General features: G+C 45.7%; 13 protein-coding genes and 1 tRNA gene. 11 read left to right on the top strand and 3 right to left on the bottom strand.

Annotation, left to right across the window (positions count from 1 at the left end):
- The first annotated feature begins 8 nt into the window (after nt 1-8).
- The 4 genes from ACZ0NX_RS03280 (at nt 9) to ACZ0NX_RS03265 (ending at nt 3,651) form a co-directional block, all read left to right on the top strand.
- A complete protein-coding gene (locus ACZ0NX_RS03280; RefSeq protein ID WP_464405506.1) occupies nt 9-1,187 on the top strand; it encodes a hypothetical protein in 1,179 nt (392 codons plus the stop codon).
- Between the two features lie 78 nt (nt 1,188-1,265).
- Nucleotides 1,266-1,338 (top strand) — tRNA-Ala (locus tag ACZ0NX_RS03275).
- A gap of 140 nt (nt 1,339-1,478) precedes the next feature.
- Complete coding sequence (locus ACZ0NX_RS03270) at nt 1,479-2,738, top strand: Na+/H+ antiporter NhaA (protein WP_464405504.1); 1,260 nt, start codon at nt 1,479-1,481, stop codon at nt 2,736-2,738.
- 85 nt (nt 2,739-2,823) lie between these two features.
- Nucleotides 2,824-3,651, top strand: a complete 828-nt coding sequence (locus ACZ0NX_RS03265; RefSeq protein ID WP_060787215.1) for an LOG family protein — start codon at nt 2,824-2,826, stop codon at nt 3,649-3,651.
- 19 nt (nt 3,652-3,670) lie between these two features.
- Here the strand turns inward: ACZ0NX_RS03265 and ACZ0NX_RS03260 are convergent, their stop codons facing one another.
- Nucleotides 3,671-4,840, bottom strand: coding sequence for a succinate dehydrogenase/fumarate reductase iron-sulfur subunit (locus ACZ0NX_RS03260; RefSeq protein ID WP_464405744.1), 1,170 nt, complete (start codon nt 4,838-4,840; stop codon nt 3,671-3,673).
- Between the two features lie 125 nt (nt 4,841-4,965).
- On the opposite strand from ACZ0NX_RS03260, the gene ACZ0NX_RS03255 reads away from it, so the two are divergent.
- The 6 genes from ACZ0NX_RS03255 (at nt 4,966) to era (ending at nt 10,767) form a co-directional block, all read left to right on the top strand.
- On the top strand, nt 4,966-5,763 hold the full coding sequence (locus ACZ0NX_RS03255; protein WP_415689591.1) for a 16S rRNA (uracil(1498)-N(3))-methyltransferase: 798 nt from the start codon (nt 4,966-4,968) through the stop codon (nt 5,761-5,763).
- 123 nt (nt 5,764-5,886) lie between these two features.
- Entirely contained in the window at nt 5,887-6,255 is a 369-nt protein-coding gene (locus tag ACZ0NX_RS03250) for a histidine triad nucleotide-binding protein (protein WP_004122874.1), read from the top strand.
- A 3-nt stretch (nt 6,256-6,258) separates the two neighbouring features.
- Nucleotides 6,259-7,569: a PhoH family protein gene (locus tag ACZ0NX_RS03245; protein ID WP_464405502.1), complete on the top strand. Its 1,311-nt coding sequence runs from the start codon at nt 6,259-6,261 to the stop codon at nt 7,567-7,569.
- 2 nt (nt 7,570-7,571) lie between these two features.
- Complete coding sequence (gene ybeY, locus ACZ0NX_RS03240) at nt 7,572-8,099, top strand: rRNA maturation RNase YbeY (protein ID WP_016797557.1); 528 nt, start codon at nt 7,572-7,574, stop codon at nt 8,097-8,099.
- On the top strand, nt 8,089-9,654 hold the full coding sequence (locus ACZ0NX_RS03235; RefSeq protein WP_464405500.1) for a hemolysin family protein: 1,566 nt from the start codon (nt 8,089-8,091) through the stop codon (nt 9,652-9,654). Before ybeY ends, ACZ0NX_RS03235 begins: the two co-directional genes overlap by 11 nt.
- Nucleotides 9,655-9,696: 42 nt before the next feature.
- Entirely contained in the window at nt 9,697-10,767 is a 1,071-nt protein-coding gene (era, locus tag ACZ0NX_RS03230; protein WP_464405498.1) for a GTPase Era, read from the top strand.
- A 563-nt stretch (nt 10,768-11,330) separates the two neighbouring features.
- On the opposite strand, the gene ACZ0NX_RS03225 is transcribed toward era, so the two are convergent.
- Both ACZ0NX_RS03225 and ACZ0NX_RS03220 read right to left on the bottom strand, forming a co-directional pair.
- Complete coding sequence (locus ACZ0NX_RS03225) at nt 11,331-15,278, bottom strand: coiled-coil domain-containing protein (protein ID WP_464405496.1); 3,948 nt, start codon at nt 15,276-15,278, stop codon at nt 11,331-11,333.
- Nucleotides 15,279-15,839: 561 nt separating this feature from the next.
- Entirely contained in the window at nt 15,840-17,894 is a 2,055-nt protein-coding gene (locus ACZ0NX_RS03220; RefSeq protein ID WP_060787223.1) for an AMP-dependent synthetase/ligase, read from the bottom strand.
- 415 nt (nt 17,895-18,309) lie between these two features.
- On the opposite strand from ACZ0NX_RS03220, the gene ACZ0NX_RS03215 reads away from it, so the two are divergent.
- Nucleotides 18,310-18,927, top strand: a complete 618-nt coding sequence (locus ACZ0NX_RS03215) for a 50S ribosomal protein L25/general stress protein Ctc (protein ID WP_060787224.1) — start codon at nt 18,310-18,312, stop codon at nt 18,925-18,927.
- Nucleotides 18,928-19,638 lie beyond the last annotated feature (711 nt).

The following is a 19,638-nucleotide window of genomic DNA, read 5'->3' as shown; positions in this document are numbered from 1 at the left end:
GTGTGCTTGTGAAGAACTTCTTTAAGGGAATATCATTTACGCAAGTGCTAGCTGGCTCTCTTGCGGCTGTGACGGCGTTTTTGCTCTCGTCAAAAATTGGTATTGCTGGGTCTGTTATTGGCGTTGCAATAGGTTCGATTGTCTCTGCTGTAGCATCGCAGCTTTATCAAAATGTTATTCACGCATCTTCTAAAAAGATACAGTCTTCTTCTGTACTAAAGTCAAGTTCAAGCCGCTATGAAGAAGATGACACTAAAGTGGTGAATAATGCGCGTTTTATTGCATTAGAGGATGATATGCCTAAAGAATACGAAGTTTACAGCAATATGGGCGATTCAAGCAAAGAAAAACAAGCTAGAAGAGTTGTTGCAATGGCTTCTAATGCAAATGTTGCTGGCGATTCTTCAAGCTCACAAAACGCAAAATCGGTAGAGTCGCAAGCGCTTAGTGCTGAAAGCACAAGTGTTATGGAATTGTCTTCCTTAAGAAAACTGAAGGAAGAAGATAATTCGCTTTCGGAAGGGGACGCAGACTCACTTCTTACTCTTAACGATGCTAAACGTGCATTAGGCGGCGGCAGTGATTATGCATATAGCGAAGCTAAGCATAAGAGACTTACGATTGTTATTGCCATTTTGAGCGCGATTGCGGCCGTTCTTCTTACTTCTGGCATTGTGCTGCTATTTACTCAAGGAAGGGGCACAGATAATTTAGTGCCTTCTGGCCAAAACACCGAACAGAATAATGGCCAGAATTCGGGCAATAATACGCATCAAAATGGCCAGAATAATGGCGTTCAAAATCAAGATAAAAACTCGCAAGATGAGCAAAAAAGCTCGCAAGATGCGGATGATGAAAAAGATAGTAAAGATAGTAAAGACGGCAAAGATGGCAAAGAAGGTGAAGATTCTTCGAGCAAGAATTCTAGCGAAAAGCAAGATAAAAAGACTCGCGAAGGATCTTCTTCCTCTTTAGACGCAAATGGTCTTGGGGCAGATTCTGGAAATCAAGGCTCTGGAGATTCTGGAGCTTCTGGGGCGGATTCTGGCTCTCGCGGAGCTAAAGGCGAGTCCTCGGTTTCTGGCGATTCTTCGCAGTCCTCGTCTTCTTCGTCTAACGGAGCGAGTGGCGGATCGGCTGCGCAGCAAGGCGAATCTGGCTCGCAGCAATCTGGCAGCGGCGAATAGTTGGCGACACGCCGAGTTTGGTTGGCAGCAAAATCTGTTGTATTCTATCAAAGGTTCGTTTGAGCTGTATAACTAAACGGGGCTATGGCGCAGCTGGTAGCGCATCTCCATGGCATGGAGGGGGTCGGGGGTTCGAATCCCCCTAGCTCCACAATTTAAAACGTCACTTCTAATCGAGGTGGCGTTTTTGTTATATTTCGATACGTATCTTATATACTTGTAAGTCCTAGTGCATATAAATCGTATTTTGCACAAGCATTCTAAACTTAAACTTAGAGGAGATAATTCCGCATGGTAAAGCGCGCGTGGAAAGTGGCATGCAAAATAGCCAATAATGAGCGTACGTCTGGCTTAATTATGCTCGGATTTGCTTTAGCTGGATTAATGCTTGCAAATTTGCCATTTGCGTCGCCTATTTTTGAAGCTGTTTCTCACACGCAAATCGGAATTCCATATACCAACATTCACATGTCGATTAGCCACTGGGTTCAAGACGGCGTGCTAACTATTTTCTTCCTCACAGTTGGTTTAGATTTAAAACACGAGCTTATTGCAGGATCCCTTAGAGACCCGCGCGCTGCAGCAATGCCAATGATTTGCGCGCTTGGTGGCATGATTGTTCCGCCGATTCTTTTTGTTGGAACTGTTACAATATTCTCGGAGCTTCACGCTGGTCAAGAGATTATGCGACTTACTTCTGGAGCGCTTCCATCTTTAGAAATGGTTCGCGACGGTTGGGCTATTCCTACGGCAACAGATATAGCATTCTCGCTGGCTGTTCTTGCGCTTTTTGCTAAGACGCTTCCTAAATCATTGCGCGCATTTTTAATGACTCTGGCTACAGTAGATGACCTTCTTGGAATCGCGTTAATTGCACTATTCTTCTCTTCGCTTAACGCATGGTATTGGTTTGTGGGCGTTGTTTTATGCGGATTAGTGTGGACTATGCTTGTGCGATTAAAGCGCGTTCCTTGGCCTATTGTGGCGCTTGTTGGCGTGCTTGCGTGGGTTATGATGTATCAAGCTGGCGTTCACCCAACTCTTGCAGGCGTAATGGTTGGATTGCTAACTCCTGCACATCTTGTTCACGGCGAAAAGTCGCTTAGAGCCGAAAGGTATCGCCAGAAAATTCAGCCTTTGTCTTCTTTGTTTGCTCTGCCAGTTTTTGCGCTTTTTGCAACTGGAGTTCATTTTGAAACGCTGACTTGGGAACTGTTTTTGTCTCCAATACTGATTGCGATTACGATTGCGCTAGTTATTGGAAAGCCACTTGGAATTATGATTACAGCTTGGCTTGCTAAGAAAGTTATTGGCTTGCGCGTTCCAGACGATTTGCGCGTTCGCGACCTTTTGCCTACGTCTTGTGCGTGTGGAATTGGCTTTACTGTGTCTTTGTTAATCGCTTCGCTTGCCTACAGCGACGCGGATCTTTCGGGAGAAGCACGATTCGGCGTGCTAGTGGCGTCTATTGTGGCCGCTGCTGTTTCGGGATTCTTGCTTGCAAAGCAATCGAATCATATGGAAGAAGAATTAGACGATATTGAAGAGTGATTAAGAGTGATAGAGTGATTAAGTCTGTTTTTAATTGCGATTAGAAGATGACTAGAAAGTTCTAGAAGGTTTTAGAGGGTGACTTATGGTTTCTAAAAATAATTTAGATAAATCTGATAAATCTTGCGACTTGCGCTCGCAAAACACCGAACAGAATTCGCCTTGGAAAGACACTTATTACAGCGGTGCCGTAATGATGCGCGGGCCAATGATCCCTAAGGAAAGTACAACGGAAACGCTGTTGCAACACGATTTGCCTAATAGCGATTCGCATAATAATTACGCGTGGCAAGGCCTTGACCCTTGGCGAGTTCTTAGAATACAAGCCGAGTTTATAGATGGCTTCGATGCTTTAGCAAAACTTGGATTAGCTGTTAGTGTGTTTGGTTCTGCTCGCATAAAGCCTGATGAGCCAGAATACAATAGCGCTCGCATAATGGGCAAAGAGCTTGTAAACCGCGGTTTTGCAGTGATAACGGGCGGCGGGCCTGGAATTATGGAAGCGGCAAATCGCGGAGCGGCAGAAGCTGGTGGAACAAGCGTGGGGCTAGGAATCGAATTGCCTCATGAGCAGGGTCTAAATCAGTGGGTAAATCTTGGCATGCGATTCCGCTACTTTTTTGTTCGCAAAACAATGTTCTTAAAATATTCTTCGGGAATTATTGTGTGCCCAGGCGGATTTGGCACAATGGACGAGCTTTTTGAGTCTCTTACGCTTGTTCAAACTCATAAGGTTTCTAAAATTCCTGTTGTGCTTTTTGGCAGCGAATATTGGAAAGGCCTTATTGATTGGATTGGAACTACGGTTAAAGAAAGAGGACTTATATCGTCTTTTGATCCTAGTTTGCTTGCGATTACAGACGACCCTATAGAAGCTGTGAGAATTGCAACTGGAGACAAGTTTATTAATTAGTTTTATCTTAAGTCTTAGCTTATTCTTGCTTATTTTGGCTTATTTTTCGCTCATTTATAAGCGTTGTAAGCTGCCAAATCTCTTCTCCAACGTCGATTCCTCGCGGACACTGCCTGGAGCACGCGCGCACGGATTGGCATGCGCTTATGCCGTCGCTAGAATCCGCCAAGTCTAATCTTCGATTAGTGGCGTTATCTCTGGAATCGTTAATAAATCGCGCTGCGTTTATAAGCGCTGCAGGCCCAATAAATGCTTCTCCGCCCGCATAAACTGGGCAAATTCCTTCGCACACTCCGCACATTATGCAATTGCTTAAAAGCTCAAACTTTGCAAGCTGCTCTGGGTGCTGCAAAAACTCAATAATCGCAAGCTTTCCGCTGCTGTTTCTTGTTGGAACATTTTGCGATTGCAAATATGGCTCAAGTCTTTTAAGCTGTGCAATCATTGGGGAAAGGTCGCAAATAAGGTCTCTTTGAACAGCAAAGCCTGAAAGTGGCGCAACCTCAATAATGCCAAAGCTTCCATTTTGGATTAACGAAGGAGTTTCTTTAGATTGTGACTGCAGATTGTGATTTTCGGTTGCTTGCGATTTTACGCTACCAGTTCTTCTAAACCCGCTTGATCGAACCCCTTGATTTTGCGTATTTTGCCTAGCATTTTGGGCGATTGTAGCTGTGCAAAGCAAAGTGGGTATGCCGTTTACGTTCGCAGCATCCGATCCGCAAACGCCGTGGCCGCAAGAGTATCTAAATGCCAAAGTGGGGTCTAGTGTGCGCTTAATTTTAAGCAAGCAGTCTAAAATCGTGTCGTTTTTGCGCGCGCGAATTGTATAATCCTGAACCCAATGTTTTCCGCTTAGTGCTTTAGCTGGTGAATCGCCAGAATTTTGCGCCTGGAATGGGCTGCTTTTGCGCTTTTTTGCAAAAGGGCTTTCCCTGTGCCTTCTAACTAAACCAGGGGAGTTGGTGGAGGGGCTTGATGTTGAATCGGTGGTTGAATCGGTGGCTGAAGCAGTGGCTGGGCCAGTGGTTGAATCGCAAGCAACCGAAGAGTCGAGAGCCGCCGCAGAGTCGCAAGAATCGTCATTTGGCGTAAAACGAGATACGCGAAAAGTCACAAAAGCTTCATCGCTTGTAGAGGAATCTTGATTATTAAAATGCGCAAAGTTGCAGTTAAAATCGTCAACCATTTGCGCATACCTCCAATACATACCATTCTAGTTTGCCACAATACTTGCACAGAATTACTTGCACAATTACATAAGTAGTCATAAGCAGCAAAAATGTTGGCTGCGCCTAACGTTAGGCTTAAATTATGACAGATGCTTTGTTTTTGCTGGATACAAATAAAGACGATGCGCCCGTTCTTGCAAATGGGATTGAAGAGGGGTGGACTCTTAGCTTGCCTCAACACGTTAAAAGGCATGCAATAAGCGCAATGCGACTTTCGGATGGCGATTCGCTAGACCTTTCGGACGGCAAAGGAGTGCGAATTCACGCAACGATTACAGACAGCGAAAACGGCTTAGTTAGAGTAGATTCGTTTATAAAAGAGCCAGCTCCAACAACCAGATTGGCGCTGATTCAGGCGCTGGCAAAAACGGGTCACGATGAGCAAGCAATAGACATGGCTACGCAAATCGGAGTAGACGAGGTAATTCCTTGGTGTGCAGATAGGTCGATTGCAAAATGGAAGCCAGGGCGCACAGATAAGCGATGGAATCAGGTGCTTGAGTCCGCTACGGAGCAATCGCGTAGAGCGTGGATGCCAGAGCTTTTAGAGCCAGTTACAAGCAAGCAGATTCTAGCGATTTGTAGGCGTGCATGTGTTTATGGAAGTCTTGTAGTTGTTTTGCATCAAGACGCAACAGATTCTTTTAGTCAAATCGAAAATTACGTAAACGACTTAACGGAAAAATGCTTAAAAGATGGCAAAACGCGCACTGTTTACGTAATTGTGGGGCCAGAAGGCGGAATTAGCGAAGAAGAAGTGCAAAGTTTTATAGACGCTGGCGCCAAAAGTTGCGTTTTAGGAAGCAATATTTTACGCGCGTCTACAGCAGGGCCAGTATGCTTATCGTTGCTTTCTAGAGTGCTTGGTAGGTACGAGTAGCAAGCAATTTTGCAAGCAATTTTGCAAGCTTTGTGCGTGTTTTGTGTAAAATAGTAAATGGTGTTCGGTAATAAGAATTGCAATAAGAATTGCAGTAAGAATTATTGAAAAGTGGGCAAAATAATGGATAAAGCATGCAAAACATACAAAACTGACGACGATTGCATTTTTTGCAAGATAATTGATGGGCAAATCCCAAGCAGCAAAGTGTATGAAGACGACTCGGTAGTGGCTTTTAAAGACATTAATCCGCAAGCCAAGGTGCATGTTTTGATTGTTCCGCGCAATCATTACAAGAATGTTGCAGATCTTGCTCAAAATGATTCTGCTGTTTTGGCTCATATTGCATGCGTTGCGCAAAAAATTGCAAACGACTTTTATAATGGCGATTATCGCCTTGTTTTCAACACTGGTTTGGGTGCAGGTCAAACCGTTTTCCATGTTCACGCTCATGTTTTAACAGGCGAAAAGCTTGAAGAAGGTAGTTTATAAATCGTGGCAAATAGTACAACGCGTATTGTTCAAATTCCAAGCGAATTAAGCCCAGTTGCTGTTTTGGGAGCAGCAGATTCAAACTTAATAGAGTTGGAGAAGGCTTTTCCAAGCGTAGATATTTCCGTTCATGCGGATTGTGTGAAAATTGTATCTAGAAGCGCAAGAAGTGAGAAAGATGCCTGCAAAGCCGAACACGCGTTGCGCAAAATAGTTGATTGCGCTTACGAAGCTCCTGTTGATTCTTATGCTGTAAGACGCATGTTAGAAAGAGATGTGCTTAAAGGCGCTGAACATAATGTGCGAATCGATAGGATTGGGCACAATGGCGGAGTTTTAGGTGGAGTGTTTAGCGGATTAAAGTCTTTTGGCTCTGGATCTGAAGATGGCTTTGGCTCTGGCTTTGGATCTGCTTCAATCGAAAGTGATTTTGCGCGAGATTCTGCCGATTTAATGCCATCTAGTGAAGATACTAAAAGACGCGCAATGGGCAGAAAAGCGCGAATGGCTAAAGGTGTAATAACGTTTGCAGGCGGAAAACCTGTTCGCGCAAAAACCGCGGGTCAAACGGCTTATGTGCAAGCAATGGAATCAAATACTATAACGTTTGGAATTGGGCCTGCTGGTACTGGAAAAACGTATTTGGCGGTTGCTAAGGCGGTTAGAGCTTTAAAAGATGGTCGCGTGCGAAGAATAGTGTTGACGCGCCCTGCTGTAGAAGCTGGGGAAAATCTTGGATTCTTGCCTGGAACGCTAAACGACAAAGTGGATCCATATTTAAGGCCGCTTTACGACGCGCTTTCCGACATGTTGGGCGCGCCGCAACTTAAGAGGTATATGGACGAAAACGTTGTGGAAGTGGCTCCGCTTGCATACATGAGAGGTCGCACGCTTAATGACGCTTTTGTTATTTTAGACGAAGCGCAAAATGCCACTGTTCAGCAGCTTAAGATGTTTTTGACGCGTCTTGGTTTTAACACCACAATGGTAATTACGGGAGATAGAACGCAAGTTGATTTAGCGGTTCCAAAGTCTGGATTAGCTTCGATTGAGAACGTGCTAAAAGACGTTAAGAGTATTGCGTTTGTTCACTTAAATGCTAAAGACGTTGTTAGGGCCGAGCTTGTTGGGAGAATCGTAGAAGCGTACGAAGCGTGGGAAAAGCGCGAGGCTGATTTTAGGCGCGAGAAGGCTGATGCAAGGCGTGAGGCTAGCGGTGCGCGTGGAAAGTCGCCAGCAACCGCAGAATCGCAAGAAACCGCAGAATCGCCAGCAGCCGCAGAATCGCAAAATCTTGAGAGGAATATCAAGTAATCATGAGTGTTGAAGTGATGAACGAAACCGTTTGGCAAATCGACCCAAAAATATTCTCCGACCTTGGAATGTGGGTTTTGCAACAAATGCGAGTAAGCGTTCAATCCGATTTGTCGATTACTTTTGTGGACCCAGAGCCAATCGCTAGTCTTCACGAAAAGTGGATGAACTTAGAAGGCCCTACAGACGTTATGAGTTTTCCAATGGACGAGCTGACGCCTGGAAGCGATGACAAAGTTAGCGAAGGAATGCTTGGAGACCTTGTGATTTGCCCGTGGGTGGCGGCTCAGCAGGCGGCTGCGGCGGGGCATAGCACAATGGAAGAGATGCTATTGCTTACGATTCACGGAATGTTGCATTTGCTTGGCTACGATCACACTACGCCTCAAGAAGAAAAGCAAATGTTTGGCTTGCAAAGGCAGCTTTTGCTAACGTTCTTTGCGGCTAGATCTGGCGAGCTTTACGACGCCACTTTGCCATCGGGCGCTGTAAATGAGCTGGAAGAATACGAGAAAAATCATGCTAAATAACATTACAATTCCGCCGATCCCCAATTTGCCTGCGCATATGTGGGCTTGTTTGGCTGCGATTGCAATAGTCGCAGTTTTGCTTGTGTGGCTTTCGCTTGCTATGGCAGCTGCGGAAGGGGCGGTGCCAAGAGTCACAAGGTCTAGTCTTAATAACCTTATGATTGAAGAGCAAACGAACGATAGCGAAAGTCAAGTTGTTCGCTTGAGGAAGCTTGCTAGAATTCGCAGAGCAAAGAGGCTTATAGCAGATAGGTACGCAACAAGCGGAGCGTGCGCGTTTGTGCGAATTGTGTGTAACGTGCTGGACGGCGTGGCTTTTGCGGCAATCGCGGCGGCGCTTGGGGCGTCTCTTTGGCTAACGCTATTAATTGGGCTAATAGTGGCAATGATTGTTGCAATTGTTTCTATTCTTGTGCGGCCAAGGTCGGTGGGCGCGGCTCAGCCAGTTTTTAAGCTAATGCGCTTGTCTAGAATAGTTTCGATTGCTGTTTTTATGAATCCGTTTGCAAAAATCGCAAGCCAGGGGGATTTGCAAAGTCAAAGCCAAAATCATAAGAAAAATGCTGCTCTTTCCGACGACGAAGAGCTAGAAAATATTCAGTTAGACCAGGCTAAGGCGAGTATTGATAGGCTGGTGGAGGCAAATGATTTTGACCCAGAAGTTTCGGAGATGATGCGCAATGTGCTCACGCTTTCCGACACTTTGACGCGCGAAATCATGGTGCCGCGAACCGATATGATTTGCGTTAAAAACGATGAAACGCTGGAAAATTTCCTAAAATTATGCTCAAGATCTGGATTTTCTCGCGTGCCTATAATCGGTGAGTCGGTTGATGATTTGGAAGGAATCGCGTATTTAAAGGATGCTGTGCGTGCAACCGTGTTTAATCCAGCGGCGTCTTCGCGCGCGGTTTCTACGATTAGCAGAAGCCCAATGCTTGTTCCAGAGTCCAAGCCAGTGGATGATTTGTTCCACGAAATGCAGCGAATCCGCCAGCACGTTGCCGTTGTTGTAGATGAATATGGCGGAATTGCAGGGCTTGTGACGATTGAAGACGCGATTGAGCAAATTGTTGGAGAGCTGGAAGACGAGCACGACCGCACTCAGCACGCGGATCCGCAAGAGGTGAGTGAGGGTGTGTGGCAAATGCCTGCGCGCACGCCGATTGCCGATTTGGAAGATATTTTTGAAGTTCATATAGACGAAGATGATGTGGACACTGTGTTTGGGCTGCTTACAAAGTTGCTTGGAAGTGTGCCGATTGTTGGGTCTAGCGCGGTGACTCGCGGGCTTAAGCTGACTGCGGTTGATTCTGCTGGGCGGCGCAAGAAAGTTTCCACGATTCAAGTTGTGCGAGATATTCAGGGTCTCAAAGAAGAAGATAGCGTTGGGAAGAGCGGCGTAAAGGGCGATTCCAAGGGTGACTCTAAGAGTGACTCAAAGAGTGACGGCGTAAAGAATGATGTCAAGAGTGACTCAAAGAGTGACGGCGAGAATAGCGGAAAAGACAAAGCTGTAGCCAGTGAATCATCGCAAGCAAACGGCGATAAATAGCCTTCCGCGGTTTTTATCTTAGTGGCATTTGCGCAGAACAGTATGGAAGATATTAATAATATGAAAGACAATAACGATATGGACGATATGGACGATATGGACGATATGGACGACGAAATGTTTGCTAATTTGGATCCTTCCCTAAAAGCGAGCGTAGAAGCGCCTGATTTTAACGGCTATAAATCGGGATTTGTTGCGGTAGTAGGCAGACCAAACGTTGGAAAATCAACGCTTATGAATGCGCTAATTGGAACGCAAATCGCAATCGCGTCTTCTCGCCCAGAAACAACGCGCAAGGCGATTCGCGGAATCTTAACAACTCCAAATGCGCAAATGGTGTTAGTTGATACGCCAGGAATCCACAGGCCGCGCACTTTGCTAGGCCAGCGCTTGAATGACATTGTGGACGAGTCGCTTGCAGATGTGGATGCGATTGCTTTCTTGCTTCCAGCAGATCAGGAGATTGGGCCTGGAGATCGCAGAATTCTAAGCCGACTTCGCTCCGACTTTGCCAAAAAAGATGCGGCTGGAAACTGGGTGTGGAAGGTTCCGCTTATTGGAATCGTCACTAAAATTGATACGCTAAGCCGAGATGAGTTGGTGTCTCATTTGATTGAGATTCAGCAGTTTGCTGATTTTACGGATATTGTGCCAGTTAGCGCGCTGGAACGCGACAATGTTGACGAAGTTAAGAAGGTTTTGATTGACAATCTTCCAGAAGGTCCGAAGATGTATCCAGACGATCAGCTTAGCGAGGAGAGTCCTTCGAGCATGATTGCGGAGCTGATTCGTGGGGCTTTTCTTGAGGAGCTTGACGACGAGCTGCCGCATTCGCTGGCGGTTGTTGTAGATAGCATTGTGCGCCCAGAAGATGAGGACTATGCGCAATATGGCGATAATAAAGTGCATGTGATTGTGTCGGTGTATGTTGAGCGCGATTCGCAAAAGCCGATTATTATTGGTCGCGGCGCGGAGCATCTTGTGCGCGTTAAGAAGCGTTTGCGCACTGCGGTGAATCGCATTACGGGTGCTAAAGCTGTGCTCGATTTGCACGTAAAGGTTGCAAAGGGGTGGCAGAGTGACCCTAAGAAGCTTGAGCGCTTGGGTTTCTAATTCGTCGCGCTTAGACCGCGCGAACGACACGACCTGCCTTTTCGCTTAGAGCGTAGCGCGCGAGCGATATTTCCTGTTTGGTGTTGTAGGAGGGCTGGGTGTTTCTTGTCTCACAACGCTCCGCCTATTACGTGTGGTTTGTTGTTGCGGTTGTTCCGATTTGGCTTTGATTTTGTTTTTGGTTGAAGTTTGTTTGTAGGGTGAGTCATTGGATTATTTGGTATCGGCTGCCGCTCTTATACTGTTCGACCAAGAATCACCCAGCCCTCTTTCTCGCTTGAACAATTGCGTATTGCTAGTCGCCTGAGATTCTCGATTTTTCTTGCTCTCTCGGCGAGTCACCATTTCATGCTGAGGCTCACCTCGTTCACGGCGAAAAATCTCGAATCTCCACAGCGCTTGGTGAAATCTGCGTAATCATGTAGCGCGCGCGGTTTCCCGCGTTTGTAGCTCTAATCGGCAAAATTAACAACATTTTCGGGAAAATCTGCAACAAAAACCGCGGCAGACGAGTCGGTTATAAGACTAGCCTTCCGCGGTTTTTATTTGTTATTTAGTTTTGATTACGCACGACGATGGCGAGCAAAGTAAGTGCCGCCTCCGATTGCTGCGATTCCTGCAACAACAGTCGCTAGAGCCGCAACAACCTTAAGCGTAGTGCTGTTGGACGCGCTTTGCGCTGCGTTCTCTTCGCCGCCTGATGCCTGAGCGTTCTTAGACTCATCCTTAGATTCGCTCTTGGAATCATTCTTGGAATCGCTCTTAGACTTGCTCTTTTCGGAATCTTTAGCAGCATTCTTAGAGGACTCGCTCTTAGCGTCATCCTTCTTAGCCTCGTCTGCCTTGGCAGCGTTCTTGGCTGCAGCCTTAGCTCCCGCCACTAGTGCGGCTGCGATGCGATTGGCGCTGGATGCGCTAAGAGTGTTGGCGTGTGCGCCGCCTGCAACATTATTTGCCGCAACGCCATTAGCATTCTGAGCGTTTGCGCCGTTAGCACCGTTTGCGCCGTTTGCACTCTGCGATTGTGCAGCTGGAACAGCAACGTGGAATCCGAGTTGCTCGCTGCCGAACAAGTTGTTTGCGTATCCTGCAAGATACTTGCTGTACCAGTTGCTGCTGCTGTAATCCGAGCTGCCAACATAGTCGCTGCCAGATGCTTCGCCAGGCTCTTCAACAGACGCAGAGCCAGAGCCAGACTCAGAGCCAGGAGTTGTGCCTTCGTCGATGCTTGGAGCAGGGGATGGTGCTGGCTCTGGAGATGGCGTAGGAGCTGGGTCTTTTACGTTCTTCTTAAGCGCATCGGCAGTCTCAGTCAACGTAGTTGTCAACGTTTCAAGCTGCGTGGTGTAGCTCATCAAATCCGTTTGCATAGTTTCGAATCGCCCAGTTGCAGCAAGGAACTTGGCACTGTATGTTTTCTGAGTCTCTTGAGGCAGCTTCTTGATTATCTCGTTAAACTTAGTTTCAACAGCCTTAACAGTCTCTTGTGCTGCCGTAACCTTAGCTTGTGCGGCTGCAAGAGTGGCTTGAGCAGAGGCAACCTTAGCCTTAGCATCTGCAACAGTCTTTTTAGCTGCCTTAACAGCCTCAATCTTTTTGGAAACATCAGCTTTAGTTTCTACAACCTTTTTATTTGCCTCATCTGCTCTTGTACTTAAGGCAGAAAGCTCGTTGTTTACTTGTTCTTGCTGATCTTCAGCATCTTTAACAGCCTTTTGCGCATCAGAAACTCTATTATTTGCTTCTGTAATCTTCTTAGTTTCCGCTTCGACTGTTTTCTCTAATTCAGCAATCTTATCAGCTAGCTCATCAGCCTTTTTGTTAGCAGCCTTAAGTGCTTCTTCAGCATTATTCTTGTCGGCTTCTGCATCTTGAACAGCCTGATTGGCAGCAATCACCTTGCCTTGAGCAACATTAACAGCATCAGTCAATTTGCCATCAATCGTAGCCTGCTTTGCATCTGCCAATCTATGAGTTTCTTCTGCATTTTTCTTAGCATTCTCAGCATTTTTGTTCAAATCAGTCGAAGCTGCTTGCAACTGTTTAAGTTGTTGCTCAAGTTGATTCTTTTTGTTTTCTCTAGCATTTTCGTCAAGCTGAGCATTAGCATCGGCCTTCTGCTTTTCTTCTTCATAAAGCTTTTGCGTAGCCTCAGCAGATTCTTCCAGAAGGATTTTGCTTTTATTCGCGTTTTTAAACTCTTCTTGAGCTTGCTCAAATTTGCTAACAGCACCATCGAATTTTTCTTCGAGGTCTTTAATAGCGGCACGATCCTGCTCGCTCATGTCGTGCTTTTTCTGCAAAACCTTATATCTGGCGTTAAAAATAGCCATATTTGCAAGGTTTGCGTCCGCATTAAGCTGCTTCAACTTTTCTGCATTATCTGGTTCCAAGTTATTGCTATTAGGATTAACTTTTTTAACATAAGCATCAAGCAAATCCTTATATTGGCTAACCGTAATCGTCGATTCGTTGCTACCATGCCACATGGCAATATCTTGGTATTTGTTGTAGGTAGTGTCATACGAGTTGTCGCCTTCGGCGAAGCCCGCAGCAGTATTTGATTTATCGGCAAAGTTTGTGTAATGGCCAACTGCGTTTATAAACTTACCAGTCAGCGACCTATCATTGTCGTTTTCAAATAAGATAGTTTTTGTATTGCGAGTAAAATCTGCAAGATCATGTCTATGTTGTTGCAGTATTTCTTTAGCACCCTTTGCGAGTTTATGATTCGCCCATTCGCCGCTGCTAATTGTGTTGTCGTACAAGGTTTTTTCTATTGTGTACCAACCGTCTAGAGCGTTGTGTGAGTCACCAGAGTTGATTTTGCAAGAAAAATGACCTTCGTCTGTTACTTCGCAGTCATCAAACTTCTGTGGATTTCTTGTGCTATCGTGCCCGTCTAACTTGTTGCTCCACGCAACATTTTCCGCAGATCGATTATATGCATGTGTTTTTAAATCTTCTGCTACATTCTCAGGTTCATGAGATACAGCATGACCAATATGCGCGGCGGAGTAGAAGGAGTGTACAATGCTCTCTGCAATATGCGTTAAGCGCACGCCGACTTCTGGCAAAGAATCATCTGCCTTGCGCAGCTTGTTAAGAGCATCGTAGTATGTTAATGCTTCAATCATATTTTGCAGCGAGTCTGCGCTACCAACCCTGCCAAGTCCAGGCTTTACTAAGTCGTTGTACCAAGTTGGAGCATAAACTGTGTATTCAGAACGATATTGCTTCACAGTTCCCTCAGGAGTAGTTATAGTTTTAACTAACTCTTTTGGAACCGTATAAGATTCGCCCTTAAGAACTTTTTGAGCGCGCTCAGCGTCTGCAATAAGGTCAGCGTTGCCTGCGTTTTCCTTAGCTTTTTCGGTATCAATCACATATTGCAAGAACTTGTAGAAGTCGGACTTTTCTTCTACTTTTTTGTTTGAATCTTCTGTATCTGCGGTAAGATCGTATTCGTCACTTTTTTGTTTTGCTGCGCGTTTAGCTTCCTCTACAGCGTTTTTTAAATCATAAAAGTCTTTGTTCTTTGACTTAAGCTCATTTTCTGCTTTTGTAAGATTGTCGCTTGCAGAGTTGACTTCCGAATTCTTCTTAGCAGCATTAGTCTTTGCTGAATCTGCTTTTTCTTGCGCTTCTTGAGCTGCTTTTTCTAGATTTTTAACATTCTCATTTTCGCTAGCAGATTTTGGATTTGTAAGCGCTTCTATCTGGGCTGTAATTTTCTTTTGATTGTTATTGTTGTCTTCAACAAGCTTATCTGCATTTTGTTTAAGTACATCTGCCTGATTGGCCTTTTGCAATAATTCCTGATGCTCCTTTTTTGCATTGCTTAGGGCATCCTTGGCTTGTTGCAGATTTGCGTTTTCTTTCTTTTGAGCTTTTTGCTTATCTTTTAAATCTTCATCTGCTTTATCTGCTAGCTCTTTATGCTTTGCAGCGTCACTTTGAGCAGAAGCATTAAGTTCTTCGGCTTTTATTTGTGCATTTGCAGCTTCTTGCCTTGCGTCTAAAGCAGCTTTTTCATTATTTTTTTCTGCTTCTAAGATTTGAGTTTTTGCTGTTACTTCGTCTTTTGCTTTAGATGCCTGCAATTGCTTTTCTTGCAATTCTTTATTTGCTTTAGTCTGATTTTCTTCTGCGAGAGTTTTCTCTTTTTGAGCATCCTCTAACTTAGATTGTGCATTGCTAGCAACATTGTTGGCGTCGGTCGCAGCTTGATTAGCCTGATTGTATTCGTCTTGAGCTTTTGTAAATTCTGTATTAGCTTCTTTTTCTAGTCTTTCGGCTTCGTCTGCAAGCTTGTTTGCTTCTTTGTTTGCTTCTTCGCTGGTTTTTGGATTGGATTGTGGTTCGGATTGTGGATTTTCTCTGTTAACTACATTGTTAGTTTCTTGAGTTATGTTTGGATTCTGTTCAACAGCGTTGGCCACATTTGCCACACCGAATAATGCCAGTGAACTTGCGCCTAAAGATATAGCGGCTGCGATTTTAGCATTCATAAAACCTCTCCTCATATTTGATAATAGGAAATCGTTAGTTTTCGTGTTTTTGAACAAGATTTTTTAGCAATTGCTTGCCGTTCGTCTTGTTTTGGAAAACATATTTTCTACCGGGGGGGGGGTATATAGTTTTCAACGTGATTCTATCAAATACCTATGGATTAAACTGCGAATCGACGATTTCGAGCTGCATAATTTCCCCGTGTTTGTTTACTTTTTCTTGCTTTTGTTTCCAAAATTGACCAAAAAGGGAACAAACGCGGGTAAAAGGGAACAAACGCGGGCGCGACATTTCCTATTTGTTGTTGCGCGAGGTTTGAGTATTTCTCTCCTCGCAAGTCCCGTCGCTACGCTCCTCTTTTATTGCTCGTAGAGAAATACATCAAACCTTCTGGATATCTAAAACTTTTGCGTAGCTTTCATCACCGAGATTCTCGATTTTTCTTGCTCTCTCGGCGAGTCACCACCTTCGGCGCTGAGGCTCACCTCTTTCGCGGCGAAAAATCTCGAATCTCCACAGTGCTTGGTGCAATCTACGTAATCTTGGAGCGCGCAGAAGCGCTACTTCTTGCGAATCGTGTACATTTGCGTGTTGAGCAATGCAGAATACTTCTTAATAACGCGAGGGCGAATAATCTTCATAGAAGCCGTCATCAAGCCATTTTCTTGAGTAAACTCTTCTGGCAAAATAATGAACTTTCGCACAGATTCCGCGCGCGATACGCCCTCATTTGCAAGATCCACAAACTTTTGAACTTCCGCACGCACAACCGCGTTATTTGCTGCGTCTTCCATGCTCATAGTCTCGTCCAAGCCCTTGGATTTAAGCCAATTGCGCAAAATCTCCTCGTCTAAAGTAACAAGAGCAGATATAAATGGCCTCTTATCTCCAAGAACAAGCGCTTGAGACACAAGATCGCAACGCTTAATCACTTCTTCAATAGGGCCAGGAGCTACATTCTTGCCGCCAGCAGTAATGATTAAGTCCTTCTTGCGACCAGTAATGTAAATCATGCCATCGTCGTCAATTCTACCCAAATCGCCAGTAGCATACCATCCGTCTTCTGTAAACGAAGTCTCGGTGGCCTCTTCATTCTTGTGATACTTCTTAAACACGCAAGTGCCCTTAATTTGCACTTCGCCATCTTTAGCAATTCGCAAAGTGAAAGCTGGGAAAGCAATGCCAACAGAACCTTCGCGGAATGGAACGCCAATAGGCGTAAACGCGCATGGGGCAGTGGTTTCCGTAAGACCGTAGCCCTCGTAAACTGGCACGCCTGCGCCGCGGAAGAACGAAAGCAGCTCTGGGTCCAGTGGTGCACCTCCAGCAACAATCCAGCGCGCACGCCCACCAAGCGCTTGGCGAATCGGGCGGTAAACCAGTGGGTCGTAAGCAGCGCGGCGAGCCTTTGTTAGCGCCTTAGCGTCTCCAGAATCCTGTACTTCCTTCATATATTGCTGAGCCGTAACAACAGCACCCTGGAAAGCAAGTCCCTTAGCGCCGTGACCTGCCTTTTGTGAAGCCGCGTTATACACTTTTTCGAGCACACGCGGAACAACAATCATAACGGTTGGTTTTGCAACTTGAAGGTCGGATATAAGCGTTGTAATGCCTTGCGCAATGTAGATTCTAAGTGTGCTGGCAACAACAATATAGTTGATTGCGCGCGCAAACGAATGTGCCTGAGGCAAGAACAGAAGCACAGATCCATCAGGCTCGCTAAGCAAGTCTGGCAAATAAATCGGCAAGTTTAACGCCGTTGTGCAATAATGCTCATGCGTCATTTCCACGCCTTTTGGCGCAGCCGTAGAGCCAGAAGTGTACACGATTGAGCACAAGTCGGTTTTTTTAACTGAGTCAATGCGCTCGTCTAGCTCTTCATCGCTAACAGCGTATCCAAAAGCCTGAAGTTCCGCCAATCCGCCAGTTTCTATGCAAATAATGCGCTCAAGGCTTGGGCATTCTTCGATTGCGCCGTCCGCCTTTTCCTTCATATCTGTTGTTCCAACAATCAAAAAGCGCGAGTCGGAGTTGTTTACAATGTTGCGAATTTGCTCGGCAGAATCCGTGTCGTAAATCGTAGCAAGCACGCCTCCGCAAGCCATAACCGCAGCGTCGGCAATATCCCACTCGTACGAGGTTTTGCACATTAACGCAACAGCATCGCCCTTGCGCAAACCGTAGTGCATTAAGCCTTTTGCGGCATCTCGCACTTCTTTAAGGAACTGATTTGCTGTTTTTGTAACCCATTCATCGTTTTCTTTGTATGTGTAAAGCGGATCGTCTCCCATTCGAGCGGCCCTATCTGCATACAAGTCGTAGATGCTTGTTCCTTCGTCTAGCGGAGCGCTTCCCTCGGTTTTTGTAGTCAACAAGCCAGTTTGTGGGTCTAAGAACGTTGTGGTTGGCATTTCTGCGCCCCACTCTTCTACGCGAGGCAGACGCGATTTTTGCGCAAGTAGCGTGTTTGCTGCTTCTTGTTTTTCTTCGACTTGCGAGTAGTCTTGGCTTCCCGAGCGATCGTCGCTAACTGGGTGCGCAAAGTTGCTGCCGATTTGCAAGGCCTTGCGAGCAAGGTTGAAAGCCTGCTGCTGGAGTGTGTTTAGCACGGACACGTCTGCTCCTTAATTGCGCTAATCTTGAGTCATAAATTTGTGTTGCAACATGTAATTTGTGTTGCAACTTTAGTCATAACTTTAGTCACAAAATCAGCTTGTTTTTAATCGCACAATTCAATGCGCGCTTACTTCTTTTATATATGATAATAGCTTGTATAGCTCAAGTCACTTTTTGTGTTGTGTTTGTATTAGGATTTTGCGAATTAGCATTAGTATTTTTGCGGAGTTTGCGCATGTCTAAGTGTTTTTGTAGACTAGACAAGTTGCTTTGGCGAGGGAATAACACTGCGATTGCTCCTGCGATTGCCGTGTAAGTTCCGTTATCGACTGGGCTGATGCCAATATGGTTTTCGGCGCGTCGGTGCGCCTGAAGCTGGATTAATCAATCTATCCAGATAATAAGGAGACCGATATGGCTACAAAGATTACACTTGAAGGCAATGTGCGCAATGAGTTCGGTAAGGGCGTTGCTCGCCGTTTGCGCGTTGCAAATTTGATTCCAGCAAGCATTTACGCTGGCGGTGCTGAACCTGTACACGTTACTCTTCCAATGAGGGAGACCACTCTTTCGCTTCGTCACGCAAACGCTTTGTTCACCATTAAGTTTGGCAAGGAATCGCGAATCGCAGTTGTTAAGGATGTTCAGCGCAACCCTGTTAAGCGCATTGTTGAGCACATTGACTTCTACGAAGTTAAGGCTGGCGAAAAGATTGACGTTGAGGTGCCAGTGTTTGTTGAAGGCACTCCAAAGGGTGCTGCTGTTGCATTCGTAGACGTTCAGGAGCTTAAGGTTCGCGCAGACGTTTCCAACTTGCCAGAGCGCTTGGTGGTTAACGTTGACGGCTTAACCGACGGCACCAAGGTGTTTGCTAAAGACGTTAAGCTTCCTAAGGGCGTTGTGCTCGACATGGATGGCGAAGAGTCTGTTGTTAGCGTCACCGTTCCAGAAGATGCTGCTCCAGAAGAGCCAGCTGCTGCTCCTGCTGCCGATGCTGCTGCTCCTGCTGCCGAAGCTCCTGCAGCCGAGTAAGGTTTTGCTTAGAATTTTTGCTTAAGATTTTCTAGGATTTTCTAAGCTTTTCTAAGATTTATAAGCCGCGCAAGTCAAGGTTTTCTTGGCTTGCGCGGTTTTTGTTATTTCTGCACACGCGAATCGACGATTTTCCGCACTTTGTACCATATTTGACTTAAATCACGTACAAAAAGCGGAGTGGGTTGACGGGTTTTGTACCATATTTGACCTAAATCACGTACAAAAAGCGGAGTGGGTTGACGGGTTTTGTACCATATTTGACCTAAATCACGTACAAAAAGCGGAGTGGGTTGACGGGTTTTGTACCATATTTGACTTAAATCACGTACAAAAAGCGGAGTGGGTTGACGGGTTTTGTACCAAATTTGACTTAAATCACGTACAAAAAGCGGAGTGGGTTGACGGGTTTTGTACCAAATTTGACCTAAATCACGTACAAAAAGCGGAAAATCGTTCGCGCGTTACAGCGCGCTATGTCGCTCGCGCAGATTAGCTGCGCTCACGTCTTCGCAGCGCAGAAGCAGTGCTTCTGCCTTGAGCTGCTCAGCGCGCAAAATTGCCTTCGCGCGCTACGCTTCAAGCGCTCCGGCAGGTTGGCGCGCGCAGCTATTAGTAGCCGCTCGGCTGATTGGGCATGTAAAGTCCACTGGACTTTACATTTGAGCCAAATCACGCTTTGAAGGAGCTTGAAATGCGTTATGCAATTTC

This window comes from Gardnerella rara, from assembly GCF_055452355.1.
This window is presented reverse-complemented; position numbering and strand designations above follow the sequence as displayed.